The organism is Ruegeria sp. YTSC199 (genome assembly GCF_059609725.1).
Genome location: NZ_JBXWMF010000031.1, coordinates 1 through 16,419, shown reverse-complemented (window position 1 = coordinate 16,419; position 16,419 = coordinate 1). Strand labels below are relative to the sequence as shown.

Genomic DNA, 16,419 nt, shown 5'->3' with positions numbered 1-16,419 from the left:
GTTATAGCCCGACAGCGTACATTCATTTCGGGGATGGGCGATCATTGTTTGCAGCGATGTATTCCGGCAGAGCTTTCTCCCTACGGACTACCTTTGCAACATCGGGCGCAAACCATCACAGAGATACTTCCGGCTCTTGCAATCGATTTATGCGGGATGCGCCAATGGCTGTGTCGCCGTCACTGTGGAGTCAGGAGAACTCATCTAGAAGCCGTTTTGCCTCGGCAAGATCCGGGATGTCTTGCCCCTCGCTGAACCAGCCATAAATCGGAGCCAGCAACTCCTGAGCGGTGCTGATTTCACCCTCGTCTCGCATCAGGCGTGCAAGCCCAACCGAATTGCGTAGCTCCCACAGTTTGGCATTCTGCTTGCGGGCAATACCGAGTGCCTGGAGATACAATTTCCTGGCAACGATGTTTCCACCTAGACTGGCCCGTTCAGAGTCTCCGAGCATCCGTAAAATCTCGGCATTTGCCCACCGTTCTGAACCCTGATCGATCATACCAATGACTTTGTCCCGAGCTTCCGCCGCGTGCTCATACTGGTTTACCGCCAACAGATTGGCGACATGATGGGAATAGAGGTAAGGGACATAAACATGCGTGTTTGATTCTTCGCATCGAGCCATGCCTTCTTCCATCAGATCGATGGCTTCTTCCGGTTGGCCCCTTGACGGCAATACAGCCGCAAGAACCAGCATTGCGATCCCCTTCCACATCACTAACCCATGCTCTTCCGCCACCTGGATCGCCCGGCGGCTGAATTCTTCGGCCGTTTCGTGCTTGCCAAGCAGCCACGCCAGCATGCCGTAGTGGGTATAGGCGTAACCGATGGTGTTTGAATGACCCAGCTGTTCGGAATGCTCAGGAACTCCGATCATCTCTTCCCATGCCATGGTCGGGAAACCGCGAACGGCCAGACCAATCGCACGGTAACACCGAAGACCCAAATGAGGACTTTGACCGTACTGCCGCGTGAGATCCGACTCGCGTTCCGGGTCGTACAGTTCAAGCACTCGTTCGTAGTCTCCCTCTGCACTTTCAAAGGCACCGGTCATCGTTCGGCTGAGATAAAAGGACCGGGCAGACATGAACAAATGGTCTGGGTTTTGGTCACCCGTTGCCGCGTCGAACATTTCCTCGGCAATTTCGAGCGCGTTTGCCTGTTGGCCGCTGACGTGAGAAATGACCCAATTGCCATAGTAGATCGGGAACCGGTGTGGTGAATCGCCGATAGAATTGACCAGGCGGCGCGCCTCGGCAAAACCGTCAACCGTAATGGGATGTGCATAGCCGCGCCCAGCCATGTTTGTATGGTTGAGCCGCAGCAGTAGCTCTAATTCACGTTCTCTGTCGCACTCGCAGTCCTTTGCACCGCGCACCAGACGCAAGGCGCTCTCGAAGTGGTTTACGGCTTCGCGGTGGGCTGGGCGTGCAAACGCATCGTCGCCGGCCCGGGCCCAATACCGGATCGCCTTTTCCGTCTCGCCTGCCTGCTCGGCATGGTAGGCGAGGATCTCTGGCTGTGCGTCATCTTTTGCCTCAAGCGCCGAGAGCAGGTCGACATGAATTACCTGGCGACGTGATTTAAGAAGGCTCTCGTAGGCTGCATCACGCACCAGCGCATGCTTAAAAAGATAGCTAGCTTCTGGGGGTGTGCCACGACGGAACAACAGTTCCGCTTCTACTAGGCGATCCAGCGCCGCCGCGAGTTCACCATCCGAGTGGGAAGTGATAGCAGCAAGCGTTTGGTATTCGAAGGTCCTGCCGATCACAGATGCGATCTGAGCGATTTCCTTGACCGGATGCAAACGATCCAGGCGCGCCATCAAACTGTCGTGCAAAGTTGCCGGAATGGACAGTGCGCTGAGCGGTCCCGTCAGCACATAGGCACCGCCCTCTTCACGCAACGCGCCGGACTCCAGAACCACTTTGGCAACTTCTTCGACGAACAACGGCACACCGTCGGTTTTGGCCGCGATCTCGTCGAGAACTGGATCGGGCAGAGACTTGCCCCCTCCGACGCGCGCCACAATGTCGGCAACCTGCGAACGACCCAGTCGATTTAGCATTAGGCGGGTAACAACCGGATGACCGCCAAAGCCATGCTCGAACGTAGGGCGAGCGGTCATGAGAACCAAGATGCGCGAACTCGCGACCGAATTCAAAGCCAGCTCAACGAGTTCCAGCGTTGTTGGATCAATCCAGTGAGCATCTTCGATCACGAAGCAAACAGGCCGAGCCTCTGCTAAACCCACGAGCTGATCGATTAATGCCTGGAGCAGCCGTGAACGCAATTGTTCCGGGCTGAGGTCGGGCGCGCCGTAGCGTGTTTCCGCGTCAAGTGCCAACAACGGTGCAATCAACGGTGCGTGAGCAGTGGTGTTTGACGTGCCTTGCCCCAGCAACGCTTCGAGCTTGTCGAGTCTCGCGTCGTTGTCGTCTTGCGCAGCGAACCCGGCAGACAGGCGTAATTGCTGGATCGTTGGATAGAGGGCGCTATCGGTGTGGTAGGGCGAACACTGATAGCGGATTTTCGTGTGATCTTGGTCTCGAAACTCGTCGAACAGGGCTTGTGTAATACGCGATTTGCCAATCCCGGCCTCACCCGTCAGCAAGACCATCTGGCCTTCGCTTTTACTTGCTTGCTCCCATCGCTCCATCAGCAACGCCAGTTCTTGGTCCCGACCAACGATCTCTGACACGGTCGCCGACCCTCGCGCCGCAAATCGGCTCTCCAATGTCCGCTCACCGACCACCGAGTAGGCGGCGACAGGGGTACCCAGGCCCTTTATTTCTTGCTGGCCCAGGTCTTCGAGTTCAAACAGGCCACCCAGCAATCGACTTGTAGATTCGGCCACCACGATTTGACCCGGTCTCGCCAGCGCTTGAAGGCGCGCTGCAAGGTTCGGTGTGTCGCCCACCACTGCTTCTTCACGCGCCGACCCCTCGCCGACTAGATCGCCGACCACAACCAATCCGGTCGCGATACCCATCCTTGCTGCCAGCGGCGTTCCGTCCGGCGCGCTTAGACGATCAATGGCCTTAAGCAATGCCATGCCAGCACGAACCGCTCGCTCTGCCTCGTTTTCGTGTGCCCTTGGCCAACCGAAATAGGCAAGCGCACCGTCCCCCATGAACTTGGCCACGTGGCCGTCAAGGCGCGTGATCTCGCCAGCAACAGCATTCTGGAAACCCCGGATCACTTCACGCATTTCCTCGGGGTCGAGCCCTGCTGAAAGGGATGTTGAGCCGACCAAATCCACGAACATCACGGTCAGCTGACGTCGCTCTGCAGATTGATCGGACGTGGGAACCGGGTGGCCGCTATCATCCACGGACGTTTCAGGGCTCTGTTGTACCAACGTAACGGCATTCGCCAGCAAACGACGACGGGGGCCAAGTGGCATGCCTAGGTCTTTTAAATCCTGCTCTGTGACGTGGGGAAGATCCAGAAGGGCGACCTCGTTTTCCGCCAGCAAATCGGCATATTTTCCAAGTTCAAGCCGCTCCAGCCACTGTTTGAGATCTTCCACCATTCGAGTCCCCCTATGGTCATCCTACCAGATAGCAAGCATTAGGCGAGGCTTTGCCGATTACGGCTCGACCGACTTTCGCCGGGACTTGCTCGACGCGTAACAGACAAAAGTTTCAGCCGACATTTCCACTTGGCGAGCACTTCATGCTGCAGTCACATTGCTATTGTGATCGCTATTGGCTCTTTTGGGCGTCTGATGCAGCGTAGCATGGCCCCTGCCCTTCAAACTTGTGAACCTCGAACACGGCCCATTCCTGCCGTTAACCAAGACAACTCTTTTCTGCAGTCGCAGCCCGCTTAGCGGACATTGGCAGCACCTGTGCTTCCTTCACTCCGATAGGCGAGGGCGTTATTGACTTGCCTATCGTTGGCGGATGTCAGTGGTCCACTTGCACCACCATCTCCACCTCGATCTGAAGCTCAGGCCCCGCAAGAGCGGTTACTCCAATGCCGGTCAGGCTCGGCATTGCGCCGTTTAGAAAGCGCAGGATGGCGCCCATCGCGATCTCTTGTGTCTCGTCCCGCAGGTCAGTCATGTAGACGCGCATCTGGATGATGTCGTCGGGCATCGCCTGTAGCGCATCGAGCGCTCCTTGCAGGTTCTCGATGACGATAGCAGTCTGCTCGGCTAACGATGTGGGCGTTGGTGTCCCATCGGGCCGCCAAGCCACCTGACCAGATACAAAAGCAAGTGCACCGGGATGCGCGATGGAGATTTGCGAATACCCGACCTCGCTCGCATCCGGTAACATCGGAGGGTTCATACGATCAATTGCTGTGGACATGTCTTTCTCCATTTGTGGACGGTCTTGGCGAAAGACGTAGGCTTTATAGGTGACGAATGGAGATCGCTTCAGATGCGAACTTCATGCTACAAAATGTCATGATTGGATCGAAAGTGAATGACATCCTCCTGTTTCTTACGGTCGTCGAAACCGGGAGCTTCGTGGCCGCCGGAAAGATGTTTGGGCTGTCACGATCCACGGCCGGAAAGGCTATCGCGCGACTGGAGGATGGATACGGTGCCCGGCTCTTGAACCGAAACACGCGCACAATGGGCCTGACCGAAGAAGGCAAGCGCCTTTATGTACACGGGCTAGCTATTCGTGAAGCAATCGAAGCCACCGACGATAGCATCGCCAGTGATAGCGGCGTGCCGCGCGGCGTCTTGAGAATAACGGCTCCGGACGCGCTTGGCCGAATCCTCTTGCTGCCCACGGTACGGCGGTATCTGGACGCCTGGCCCGACACTCAGATCGAGATGTCGCTCTCTGATCGGGTCGACAACATCATCGAAAAGGGGTTTGACCTTGCTATCCGGATCGGTATGAGCTCTCCCGATCAAGGGTTCATTGCGCGTACGCTTCTCCGGGATGAAGCAGTCTTATGTGCCGCGCCGGCCTACTTTAACGAGCGCGAAAGACCGGTGAATGTTGAACAGCTTACGCGCCACGATCTGCTTCAGTTCGCAAGCCGGAATGAACGGCAGGGTTGGCATCTGCAAGAAGATGACGGCACTTGGGTTCGCGCTCAGGGGCAAGTCCGCCTCCGTCTCGACAGTGCGGAGGCCCTGCGCGCGTCGGCGTTAGAAGGCCTTGGCATCGCATTATTGCCTCAGCTTCTGGTTGCCACCGATATCGCAGAGGGACGTCTTGAGAAGGTCTTGCCCCACCTCGACCACGGTCAGCTTCCGATCCTGGCACTTTACCCACACAAGCGTCTGCTGGAGCCACGTGTGCGGCGCTTCATTGACATGCTGAGTGAAGATCTCCAGAAGCTTCGTTCTAGCAGTGGGAGTTAATCCAACTTTCTACCGTTCGTTGCTAAAAAAGGCGTCGGAATAGCAATTCGCGCAATCTAACAAAAGTGGTCCATCCGCGGTGCTGTGTTTCAGTCCCTCCGTCCAGTCGCGCTGATGGTTCACCCCGGTTGGATCGACATTTCCGCCTATAGTCTGCCCGAGGGCAAGAGTGTCACTCCGGGGTATTAACCCCCGAGTTCAAGACCCTGAAAATACCTACAAACCATGCAAGACTCAGAAAACCGACCACCCCGTTTCTTGACTCAAATAGGTAGCTGCCCGTGTACCAGCATTTGAATTGCCATAGAGATTCAATCCCGGCGACCAAATGCCAATGGAAGCGACGTTGGGTGCAATAACGAGTATTCCGCCACCTACGCCACTTTTTCCCGGCAAACCAACACGATAAGCAAAGTCGCCGGACCCATCGTAGTGACCGCAAGTCATCATCAACGCGTTGACACGTCGCGCGTGATTTGGGGACATCACTCTTGGCGAACCCTTTAAACCGGCAAGAACACGTCCAGCCCGCGCAAGTTGGACTGTTGTCATTTCAATAGCGCATTGATGGAAATATGTTCCGAGAACCAGATCGGGCGGGTTTATGAGATTTCCATAAGAAGCCAGGTAATGAGCAAGCGCCTTGTTTCTGGCCCCTGTCGCTTGTTCGGACCTGGCCACGGCGCTGTTGATATGAATGTCATCATCCTCGGCCATTGCTCGCAAAAGATTCAGAATTTCTGCCAAAGCAAATTTGGGTTCACGGCCAGACAATAAAGCGTCTGTTGTGACAATAGCGCCCGCATTCACAAACGGGTTTCTGGGATGGCCTTTGTCGCTTTCCAAAAGAACGATCGAATCGAAAGCAGTACCTGAGGGTTCGCGATCGACCCGTGCCCACAACTGGTCGCCGATCCGTCCCAAGGTAGCAATAAGTGCAAAGACTTTGGAGATGCTTTGAATCGAGAACCGTCGATTGGCCAGCCCCGCAGAATACGTCGCCCCGTCTGCCATGCAGATACTAATTGCAAAGTGGGCGGGGTCAATTTCAGCAAGATCCGGGATGTACTGCGCAGGCTGTCCCCAATCCGCTTCGTGGTAAATTCGATCTGATATACGTGTCAGCAGCGCCTGTAAGTCGAGCATCAGCCAATCCTAATTTTAGCAGTGACGTTTGTTGTCCAGCACACCGGGGCCGGCCGGCCTTACAGCTTCTCTGCGCCGCCTACAAAGATCGGCAGATCGTGACGGGCTGCGAATTCAGATGTGGCTTTGCGAAACGCTCGTTTTAGGTCGACATACATAGACACATTTGCGTTTTCTGTCGGCATCACAAATTCCATCTCAATGGTAACCCGCGGCTCAAACCTGCGCGCAACAATGCCATGCGGCGTAAATAACGGCAGGGAAAACGGCTCTGCAATATTGACGTTGCGCTTGTTGGCAAGCAATGCATACCGCATAACCGATGACTGACACCAAATCCGCTTGGATATGCTGCCGGACACTTCGCCAATTAGCCGTGTCTCATCATCATTGGGCAGAAACATCGTTTCGCTTTCAAACCCCACATGGCTATGTCCGCTGAGATCTGTGTTTCTGATCACCTTTTGCGTGGCCAATTCATGATCCTTGTGCACAGCGAACACATAATCGGCAACCGCGAACGCCTCGGTGTGGATCCCTTCTATGTGACCAACCTTATGGGTTACGGCAAAATCGAGCTTCCTTTCGTGGAATGCTTCCACTGTTTCCTTGGCATGCTGATCGTAGATGTCGACGAATGCATTCGGATAGTCCCGGTGAAACGATTCAAGGACTGCCGGCATTACAGCGGCACCGATTGTTGGCAAACAAGCGAGACGAACCCTTTCTTCGATCCCTGCGCGGATTTCAGCTGCAGCACGTTGTAACGACTCGGCACTATCGTACACACCCTCAGCAATCCTAAAAAATGCCATCCCCTGCGTTGTCGGCTTAACGCCACGGCCCACGCGTGTAAAAAGCTCGAACCCCACATTCCGGGAGAGTTCGGTAACAAGTCGACTTACGCCCGACTGTGTTAACCCCATGTGTTCCGCGGCGGCCGCCAATGTCCCGGTTCGCACCACGAGCAGAAAGGCCTGAAGTTGCCTAAATGTCATTGTCCCACTTTCTTCGAGGAATGATCAAGCATGGCGTGGCCAACCGTTCGCTCTGGGTCTCTTGAGATTAGGAAAGCGATTCCTGATCGAATTTGGCAGGGCGTCGATAATGGTCAGAATACGACGCACCACATCGATTCACAAGTTGATGACGCGTTCCTGAGCGACAGCTGTCAAGAATCGATCCACACCATATCATAGCTCAACCTATTGGAAAATATGTGATAAATTCACAAAGCTGACCTTAGGTCAACCATCTTGATGATTCAGCAAGAATCGAAGCAGGAAATGTTTGCTACCAAAACAACCACGTTGAACCACAAGGCACAGCGACGCAAACAAAGAGACCCGCCAATCAACCGCTCGGGTGATGTTGCGCACCATATTTGCTGATGCCGTTGTCCAGACACGGAGCAAACATGACCTCGAAACGCGCACTCGCACTGTCCTCCGTTATTAGCATCTCGTTGCTTGCAACGCCTTTGATCGCGGATGTCCATCCAGTTACAAATGAAAAGCTGGCAGAAGAACAAGTATTCACTTACCGCGTCGGCGATGAATTTGCCTCGATTGACCCGCAACTGGCGGAAGATGTCCAGGGAGGTGAGTTCATTCGGGACCTTTTCGAAGGGCTGATGAACCAAGACGCCGATGGCAATTTGGTGCCGGGTGTCGCCACTCACTTTGAAGCGAACGCTGACAACACCGTCTACACCTTTCAATTGCGTGACAACGCAAAATGGTCGGACGGCAAACCTGTGACCGCCCATGATTTTGAGTATTCATGGAAGCGACTTGCCGATCCGAACACGGCCTCTCCCTATTCTTGGTTCGCTAAGGAAATGGGACTGAAGAATGTCAAAGCTGTTATGGCCGGAGATATGGATCCGTCCGAACTTGGTGTGAAAGCCTTGGATGACCACACGCTGGAAGTTCAGCTGGAAAACAGCATGGGGCACTTTCCGCTGATGACGACGAGCGAACCCACATTTCCGTCGCCAAAATGGGCGATCGATGCGCATGGGTCTGACTGGACCAAGCCCGGGAACATTGTATCAAACGGTGCTTATGTTCTGACCGAACATGTGCCACAGGAAAAATCCGTACGCGAACGAAATCCGCTTTACTGGAACGACGAGAACACGATTTTGGAACGGGTCGAAGCTCTTGTCATCAGTGACGACAATGGTGCCCTGACGCGCTACCTAGCCGGTGAGTTGGATCGCACAGAGGTGCCCACCGGGCAATACAATGCCCTAAGCCAAAAACACCCAGACGACGCGGTCAGCTTTCCGCGTCTTTGTGCTTACTACTACTTCATCAATATGACGGAAAACACGCACCCCGCTCTGCTGGACCCGCGTGTTCGCGAGGCGCTTTACCTCGCCATTGACCGAGAGGTAATTACCAACGCGATCCTGCAGGGTGGCGAGTTTCCGGCCTATACGTTCACGCCCGAGGCGACTGCGAACTTCGTCAGCCCAGACACCCCGGCCCGTGGTATGACGCAAGCGGAAAGAGACGCACGCGCATCGGCTTTACTGGCCGAGGCTGGCTACACTGGCCAAGAGATTGAGCTGGATCTTCTTTACAATACCAGCGAGGCACACAAGAAGATTGCGATTATCGCGTCCCAGATGTGGAAACAGAAGCTGGGAGTCGATACCGTCCTACAAAACATGGAATGGAAGACCTTCCTCGAAGCGCGTTCGAACCAGCAGTTCGACATAGGCCGCGCCGGATGGTGCGGGCCATATAACCTGGCATCATCCTTCCTTGACTTGATGAGCAGCACGCATGCTTATAACGACGCCGGCTATGCCAATGCCGAGGTTGACGCGCTGCTGGAAAAAGCCAAGACCAGCCCCGATCCGTCTGCAAGTTTTACACGTATCGAAGAAATCCTGGCCACCGACTTCCCGATCATTCCGATCTATCACTACGCAGGCGTTTACATGATGAACGACGATCTTCGGAACTGGCCGGTTGGGAATGTCGAGCAGAAATGGTACTCGCGCGAGCTCTATTTCGCAGCTGACTGACTAAGCGGCACCGGACCGCACACCAGTCTCTGGGCCGGCACGTCATCCCGAATTCGCCCCAAACATTTCCTTTCCACGGGAGGTCCCTATGACCGAGTTCATCATCAGACGTCTGCTATCCGCGATCCCTACGCTGCTGGTTCTGATCATCTTCTCCTTTCTGCTGATGCATTCAGCACCTGGCGGCCCGTTTTCTTCTGACCGACCCCTGCCCCCTGAAGTGTTGGCCAATATCGAGGCCAAATATCATCTGGACGATCCCCTGCCCTTGCAAATTTGGAATTACGTAGTGGGTATCGTCACTCAGTTCGATTTCGGTCCCTCCTTTCAATACAAAGATCGGACGGTGAACGAGATCATTGCTCAGGGTTTTCCGGTGACGTTGACTTATGGGTCGATCGCATTTGTGGTTGCCGTTGTGTTTGGGTGCGCCTTGGGCATCACGGCTGCGCTGAACCAGAACTCGTGGCTGGACTACTTTGCCGTGGGTATCTCTATCGGCGCGCAGGTGCTGCCAAACTTTGTCATGGCGCCGATCCTGGTGCTGATCTTTACGCTATGGCTGGGATGGCTGCCCGGCGGCGGATGGAACGGTGGGCAATGGCCTTACCTGGTCATGCCGGTGATCGCATTGTCGACCAGTTTCATGGCGTCGATTGCGCGGATCATGCGGTCGTCGCTGTTGGAAGTGATGCACAGCAACTTTGTCCGCACCGCGCGCGCTAAGGGCTTGCCGGCACGGGCAATTCTGTTTCGACACGCCTTGAAACCGGCGATGTTGCCGGTGATTTCCTACCTCGGGCCGACCTTCGTGATCATGATCACCGGTTCTGTCGTGATCGATCTCTATTTCACGACCGGCGGTATTGGACAGGCCTTTGTGAACTCGGCGCTGAACCGGGATTATTCGGTGATGATGGGGATCACAATCCTGATCGGCTGCCTGACCATCCTGTTTAACCTGATCGTGGACATTCTCTACGCCTGGATTGACCCCAAGATCAAACTATGAGGAGGCCGCACCATGTCTGACACTGTAATTGCAGCTCCTGAGGGCCACGTGGAAACACCGACCAAAGGGCGCTCCCTCTGGCAAGACGCGCGCCGCCGGTTCTTGCAGAACCGGGCCGCTGTGATCAGCCTGTTCGTGCTGGGCCTTGTATGTGTTGTTGCCGTTCTTGGCCCGCTTCTGGCCGCGTGGAACAACGAAGAGGTGGACTGGAGCGTCTTGGGCGACATCGCCACGTTGGGCGCGCCGTCGCTGGAAAACGGCCACTATTTCGGCGTCGATGAACTGGGCCGGGACCTATATGCGCGCGTCGTTCAGGGAACTCAGGTCTCACTCATGGTCGGGATCGTCGGCTCTTTGATCGCCGTCACATTCGGAACGCTTTACGGCGCGACCGCCGGATATGTTGGCGGGCGTACCGACAACATCATGATGCGGCTTGTCGACATTCTGATGTCGATCCCTTACATGTTCGTGCTGATCCTTCTGCTGGTCGTCTTTGGCCGCTCGATGTGGTTGCTGTTCGTGGGTGTCGGCTTGATTTCCTGGCTGGAAATGTCACGGATCGTGCGCGGCCAGACATTGGCCTTGAAATCCAAGGAATATGTCGAGGCGGCGCTGGCCATTGGGGTCAAACACCATGTGATTGTCATCCGGCACATCATCCCGAACCTGCTGGGTGTGATCGTGATCTACGCCACACTGCTGGTGCCACAGATGATCCTGACCGAGAGCTTCATCTCGTTCCTTGGCCTTGGCGTTCAGGAACCCAATACAAGCTGGGGAGCGCTGATCTCGGAAGGTGCCTCGACCCTGCAATACGGCACCTACTGGCAGCTCTTCTTCCCGCTCGCTTTCTTTATTGTGACGCTCTTTTGCTTCTTTTTCATCGGTGACGGCCTGCGCGATGCGCTGGACCCCAAAGACAGGTAGGGACCCTTCATGAGCTTGCTGGAAGTCAAAAACCTCTCTGTAGAGTTCGACACGCCCGACGGACCGGTACGTGCCGTGCAGGACGTCAGCTTTTCGCTCGGAGAACAGAAGACGCTGGCCGTTGTCGGCGAAAGCGGATCAGGGAAAAGCCAGACGGCATTTTCGATCATGGGGCTACTCGCCAAGAACGGGCGCGTGACCGGTTCGGTCAAATTCGACGGTACCGAGATCCTGAATGCGTCGGAAAAAGTGATGAACACCTACCGCGCTGCGCAGATTGCGATGATCTTCCAGGATCCAATGACCTCGCTGAACCCGTTCGTCCGAGTGTCCAAACAGATGGCTGAGGTACTGATGCTACACAAAGGGCTCAGTAAAACAGATGCTATCAAAGACAGCACCAGAATGCTGGACGCCGTGAAAATCCCCGATCCGGCAAGACGTGTACACATGTACCCGCACGAGTTTTCCGGTGGTATGAGACAGAGGGTGATGATCGCGATGTCCTTGCTATGCCATCCCAGGCTGGTGATCGCCGACGAGCCGACAACTGCTCTGGACGTAACAGTTCAGGCGCAAATCATGGATCTGCTCAGCGACCTGCAAAACGATTTTGGCATGAGTATCGTGTTGATTACCCACGACCTTGGCGTTGTTAAGGGATCATGCGAGAACACGCTGGTGCTCTATGGCGGGCGCGTCATGGAAACCGGCCCGACGAGCGAACTTTTTGCCGATCCCACCCATCCCTATACCCGTGGTTTGTTGCACGCAGTGCCCCGGTTGGAGTCAAATGACGCCAAGCTGGCCACCATCCCCGGAAACCCGCCCAACATGCAAAATCCGCCCAAAGGCTGCACTTTCTCTCCGCGCTGCGAATACGCCAATGACCGCTGCATCGCCGAAAAGCCCACGCTGGAGCATTTCGCGGCGGGTCGCAGCCGCACTTGTCATCTATCCCAGGAGGAGCTCGCATGACCAGCCCCGAAACACTGCTGTCGGTCGATGACGTCAAGGTCTATTTCAAGTACGGCGGAACCGGCCTCGCGAAGAGACAGGAACAAAAGTATATCAAGGCCGTTGACGGGATCAGCTTCGACATCAGACGCGGCGAAACGCTGGGTATTGTCGGCGAAAGCGGTTGCGGCAAGTCCACCCTCGCCCGCGCTGTCATAAGGATGGTACCTGCGCATTCCGGGCGGGTGTTGTGGATGGGGCAGGATTTGTTGGAATTGGATAGCAACGCCATGCGCGACCAGCGCAAGGACCTGCAGATGATCTTTCAGGATCCTCTAGCATCGCTGAATCCGCGCATGACTTTAGGTCAGATCATCGCCGAACCGTTAAGGACACATTTCCCCCAGATGCCCCGAACCGAGATCCGCTCGAAAGTGGCTGCCATGATGGCGCGGGTTGGCCTGTTGCCCAGCATGGTCAACCGCTATCCGCACGAGTTTTCCGGTGGCCAGTGTCAGCGGATCGGGATTGCGAGGGCACTGATACTAGAGCCCAAGCTGATCATTTGTGACGAGCCGGTTTCTGCGCTGGACGTGTCGATTCAGGCGCAGGTGATCAATCTGCTCATGGATCTGCAGAAGGAGATGGACCTCTCCCTAATGTTCATCGCCCATGACCTGAGCGTTGTAAAACACATCTCCACACGCGTGATGGTTCTGTATCTGGGTAATGTCGTAGAACTGGCCAAAAGCGACACCATATATCGGCACCCGTCGCACCCGTATACCCGTGCTTTGATTGCCGCTGTGCCGGATCTGGACAAACCGGCTCCAGCGGACCGGGCGTCAATGATGGTCGAGGGAGAATTACCGTCACCGCTATCGCCTCCGTCCGGGTGCCCGTTTCGCACGCGATGTCCTATGGCCCAAGACATCTGCAGTGTTGAGAAGCCGAAGCTTGAAACGTCCGCCGATGGTCACGGTGTCGCGTGTCATTTCCCTAATGCTGCGCAGCACGATAACTGAATTAGTCAATGAAAATCCCTCAAACCGGTTGAATTAGAACCATTCTGCTGTTCGTTTGAGAAACCTTTCTAACACCACGATTGGGCCGCAATGCAGATACTCAGAAGCGTGGGCTCTTCACAGTCGTTAGATCCAACGCAGCTTGATTGCCGGACAGGGCGCACTCCTGCAGCAGGAACGGCCCTTTCCGGACATTGAGCACTCAGGCAAGATTCTGCGGTAGCAGCCCGCATTGCGGTCATTCGCTGCAAGCGCATAATTTAACTGCTAACGAATTCGCACATCGCGGGCGAAGCACCATTTCGCTGCATTTGCACCGATGGTCGCTTTCAGATGTACCATCGGTAGCAATGCACTTGCTGCAGAAGCCGAGCGGACTACAGTCGCAACGTCCAACCACTACCTTTGTGCACGAGGCTGTCAATGTGCACGCGAACGCGCTAAGGAGCGGCTTTGCGCAAAAACGCAATGAGCCCGATCCGCTCTTCCCGTGTCATTTCCGGTGCGCGGAGCATCTCTGTCCCCGGTACAACCCCTGTCGGATCAGACAGGAATGCATTGAGCGCTTCTACGTCCCAAACACCGTCCAGTTGGCTCATAGCGCTGGAATATGTGTAGTCTTCCCTTCCGGCTCGCGCCGTGCCGAAAACACCGACCAAAGTCGGACCAACATGCGGACCTGTCGCGGGTTTGCCTTCCTCGGTCTCATGACAGGTATTGCAACCGTGCAGCGCCCGTTGCCCGGCTTCGATATTGGCGTTTTCAAGTTCAATCAGTGTGATCGGCTCAGGCAAATTCGGGGTCGCGCCGTTGTCGCGCAGAAATTCAACCATTTCCTGCTTGCCGGACATAGCTGCGGCGTGAATGGCCGGACGCCCCTTGTTGTTCCGGAAATTCACGTCCGCTCCATGCTCTAACAACAGCTCTGCAGCTTCAAACGCCGCGCGGGCGGCGGCTTCGTGGATCGGTGACTGATCGAAATCACCTGCCATTAAGTCCGGATCGGTGCCATTTTCAAGCAGCAGCCGAACGACGTCGGCGTCATTGGCGCGCGCGGCGGCGTGGATCGGACTGCCGAATGTGTAGCTGGTGTCGGCATCAGCGCCGTGCTCCAACAGCACCTTGACCACCTCGACGTGTCCGCGTTGAGCGGCAAAGAATAGTGGGCGGCTGAGCGCTTTGGGGTCGTCAAAATTCGTTCCGAGAACGTCGACAACGGCTTGCAGATCGCCTTCTCTCGCAGCCGCAATCAAGTCGGGGTTCGCAGATGCGTCGTTCGCCCAGATGAACAAACCCAACAAAATTCCTGATAACGTCATTGCTCTGGCCATCGTCGTCCTCTTCGCCGGTATGCGCAGCACTTTACACCAAAAAAGGTCTCATAACGAAATTCCAGAATTCTTCGGCCGTTAGGTTTGACCAAGTTCAGCTCGATAAGCTGCCTTTCCTCAAACCGGCAGCATTGGTCGAAATGGGCTGAGGCTGTGTGAAAACTCTCACCGTCCGGAGAAATAGGCCGAAAACACCCTTTGTGTGCGTTCTCTCGCGCTTCTTTGAGAGCTTTTGCACAGGTACTGAAAACGAGTTCGACGAGAGAGATCATGGGCCGGCGTTTTCAACAGCCTCGGGGCTCACGGCGGACCTCGGAGACAGCACAGCATCGGGACCTGCCCATGCCCTATCGATGCCAAGGATCGGCCCTTAGCTGCCCTTGACCCGGCCACCTGATGCGGCTGTGCGGCCCGTCAGAGGAGACATTCGCCGCGAGCGCTGTATCCAATTCAACCCGAACTCGTGGATTGCGGGACTTTTGCCTGTCGTCGTATTGAGAACAGACACGCATTTGGCGACATATCTTAATGAAACGATGACCTCTGCTGAACCCATACCTCAATCTCCGGATCGCACCCTTGTTGGCGTTGCGCTGATGCTGGGGTTTTGCCTAACCGCTCCTTTGCTGGATGTGTCTGCGAAACTCGCGTCGACCAGTGTGCCGGTTGGGCAGATTACGGCTGCGCGGTTTGTGGTGCAACGCGCGTTGATGGCGCCTTTCATCTGGATAATGGGACTGTCGTTGCGCGTGGCGAAAGGTCAGGTGATGGTGCTGGTTTTCCGCTCATTGCTGCTGGTGTTCGCAACATTTTGCTTCATTGCCGCGATCCGGGTGATGCCCCTTGCCGATGCGCTGGCAATCGTGTTCGTGGCCCCGTTCATCGTCTTGTTGGTCGGCAAGTTCTATTTTGGTGAAGATGTCGGCCCGCGTCGCGTCGGCGCGGCGCTTGTGGGGTTTGTCGGGGTGATGTTCGTCATCCAGCCCAGTTTCGCAGCTTTCGGCGCGGTTGCCATTATTCCGCTTGGAACAGCAGTTGCCTTCGCTTTCTACATTCTTGTGACCCGGGGATTGTCGCGCCGGGTGCACCCAGTGACCCTGCAATTCCACACCGGCCTGATCGCCAGCCTGTTTTGCATTCCAGCTCTAATTGTTGCGCAAGGTTCCGGCTCTGATTTGTTTGATCCCGTTTGGCCGACAGATATCGCGTTGTTGTGGCTTTTGGGCGCTGGCTTCTTCGCGACGGTGAGCCACATGATGATGACCTATGCGCTGTCTTTTGCGCCTTCCGTCACGCTGGCACCGCTGCAGTATTTTGAGCTGCCGGTCGCGACCTTGTTCGGCTATCTTGTCTTCAATGACTTCCCGAACACGCTTAGCCTGCTTGGCATTGCGATCATCATCAGTGCGGGGCTGTATATGATACATCGCGAAAGGGTGGCGGCCAGACAGTTGGTCACCGTACGTGCCGTACCTCCAATCTAAGGCTACACGCCCCGGCCCGATCCGGACATACAAAGTGCAATCAGATGCTGCGTTGTAGCTGATCAAGAGCCGACGTTCGTACTAATCTCAGGTTCTGGTCAACCTTAACTTCGGCCAATCCACCAAATCGTGCTCGAGATTTCTCGTCTATTTAGT

At 55.6% G+C, this 16,419-nt stretch carries 12 protein-coding genes; 7 read left to right on the top strand and 5 right to left on the bottom strand.

Features of this window, described 5'->3' with window-relative positions:
• Nucleotides 1–190 precede the first annotated feature (190 nt).
• Nucleotides 191–3,538 carry an ATP-binding protein gene (locus AC2FEE_RS21640; RefSeq protein WP_496867439.1) on the bottom strand — a complete coding sequence of 1,116 codons (3,348 nt, stop codon included), beginning with the start codon at nt 3,536–3,538 and terminating at the stop codon, nt 191–193.
• A gap of 376 nt (nt 3,539–3,914) precedes the next feature.
• Nucleotides 3,915–4,322 carry a RidA family protein gene (locus tag AC2FEE_RS21635; protein WP_170797363.1) on the bottom strand — a complete coding sequence of 136 codons (408 nt, stop codon included), beginning with the start codon at nt 4,320–4,322 and terminating at the stop codon, nt 3,915–3,917.
• 56 nt (nt 4,323–4,378) lie between these two features.
• Between AC2FEE_RS21635 and AC2FEE_RS21630 the strand changes: the two genes are divergently transcribed.
• Entirely contained in the window at nt 4,379–5,338 is a 960-nt protein-coding gene (locus tag AC2FEE_RS21630; protein ID WP_496867438.1) for a LysR family transcriptional regulator, read from the top strand.
• A 234-nt stretch (nt 5,339–5,572) separates the two neighbouring features.
• On the opposite strand, the gene AC2FEE_RS21625 is transcribed toward AC2FEE_RS21630, so the two are convergent.
• Nucleotides 5,573–6,484 (bottom strand): glutaminase, encoded by a 912-nt coding sequence (locus AC2FEE_RS21625; protein WP_170797364.1) that lies wholly within the window; start codon nt 6,482–6,484, stop codon nt 5,573–5,575.
• Between the two features lie 59 nt (nt 6,485–6,543).
• Nucleotides 6,544–7,482: a LysR family transcriptional regulator gene (locus AC2FEE_RS21620; protein WP_170797366.1), complete on the bottom strand. Its 939-nt coding sequence runs from the start codon at nt 7,480–7,482 to the stop codon at nt 6,544–6,546.
• A 419-nt stretch (nt 7,483–7,901) separates the two neighbouring features.
• Here AC2FEE_RS21620 and AC2FEE_RS21615 point away from each other — a divergent pair, with 419 nt between their 5' ends.
• The 5 genes from AC2FEE_RS21615 (at nt 7,902) to AC2FEE_RS21595 (ending at nt 13,448) form a co-directional block, all read left to right on the top strand.
• Nucleotides 7,902–9,524 carry a peptide ABC transporter substrate-binding protein gene (locus AC2FEE_RS21615; protein ID WP_170797368.1) on the top strand — a complete coding sequence of 541 codons (1,623 nt, stop codon included), beginning with the start codon at nt 7,902–7,904 and terminating at the stop codon, nt 9,522–9,524.
• 88 nt (nt 9,525–9,612) lie between these two features.
• The gene (oppB, locus tag AC2FEE_RS21610; protein ID WP_496867436.1) at nt 9,613–10,536 is read left to right on the top strand and encodes an oligopeptide ABC transporter permease OppB; all 924 of its coding nucleotides are present in this window, start codon (nt 9,613–9,615) and stop codon (nt 10,534–10,536) included.
• A gap of 12 nt (nt 10,537–10,548) precedes the next feature.
• Nucleotides 10,549–11,466 carry an ABC transporter permease subunit gene (locus tag AC2FEE_RS21605; RefSeq protein ID WP_496867435.1) on the top strand — a complete coding sequence of 306 codons (918 nt, stop codon included), beginning with the start codon at nt 10,549–10,551 and terminating at the stop codon, nt 11,464–11,466.
• A gap of 9 nt (nt 11,467–11,475) precedes the next feature.
• Entirely contained in the window at nt 11,476–12,444 is a 969-nt protein-coding gene (locus AC2FEE_RS21600; protein WP_496867434.1) for an oligopeptide/dipeptide ABC transporter ATP-binding protein, read from the top strand.
• Nucleotides 12,441–13,448 carry an ABC transporter ATP-binding protein gene (locus AC2FEE_RS21595; RefSeq protein WP_496867432.1) on the top strand — a complete coding sequence of 336 codons (1,008 nt, stop codon included), beginning with the start codon at nt 12,441–12,443 and terminating at the stop codon, nt 13,446–13,448. The genes AC2FEE_RS21600 and AC2FEE_RS21595 overlap by 4 nt, the downstream gene beginning before the upstream one ends.
• Nucleotides 13,449–13,888: 440 nt before the next feature.
• On the opposite strand, the gene AC2FEE_RS21590 is transcribed toward AC2FEE_RS21595, so the two are convergent.
• Nucleotides 13,889–14,779 (bottom strand): ankyrin repeat domain-containing protein, encoded by an 891-nt coding sequence (locus AC2FEE_RS21590; RefSeq protein WP_496867431.1) that lies wholly within the window; start codon nt 14,777–14,779, stop codon nt 13,889–13,891.
• 536 nt (nt 14,780–15,315) lie between these two features.
• Here AC2FEE_RS21590 and AC2FEE_RS21585 point away from each other — a divergent pair.
• Complete coding sequence (locus AC2FEE_RS21585; RefSeq protein ID WP_496867430.1) at nt 15,316–16,263, top strand: DMT family transporter; 948 nt, start codon at nt 15,316–15,318, stop codon at nt 16,261–16,263.
• The last annotated feature ends 156 nt before the right edge of the window (nt 16,264–16,419 follow it).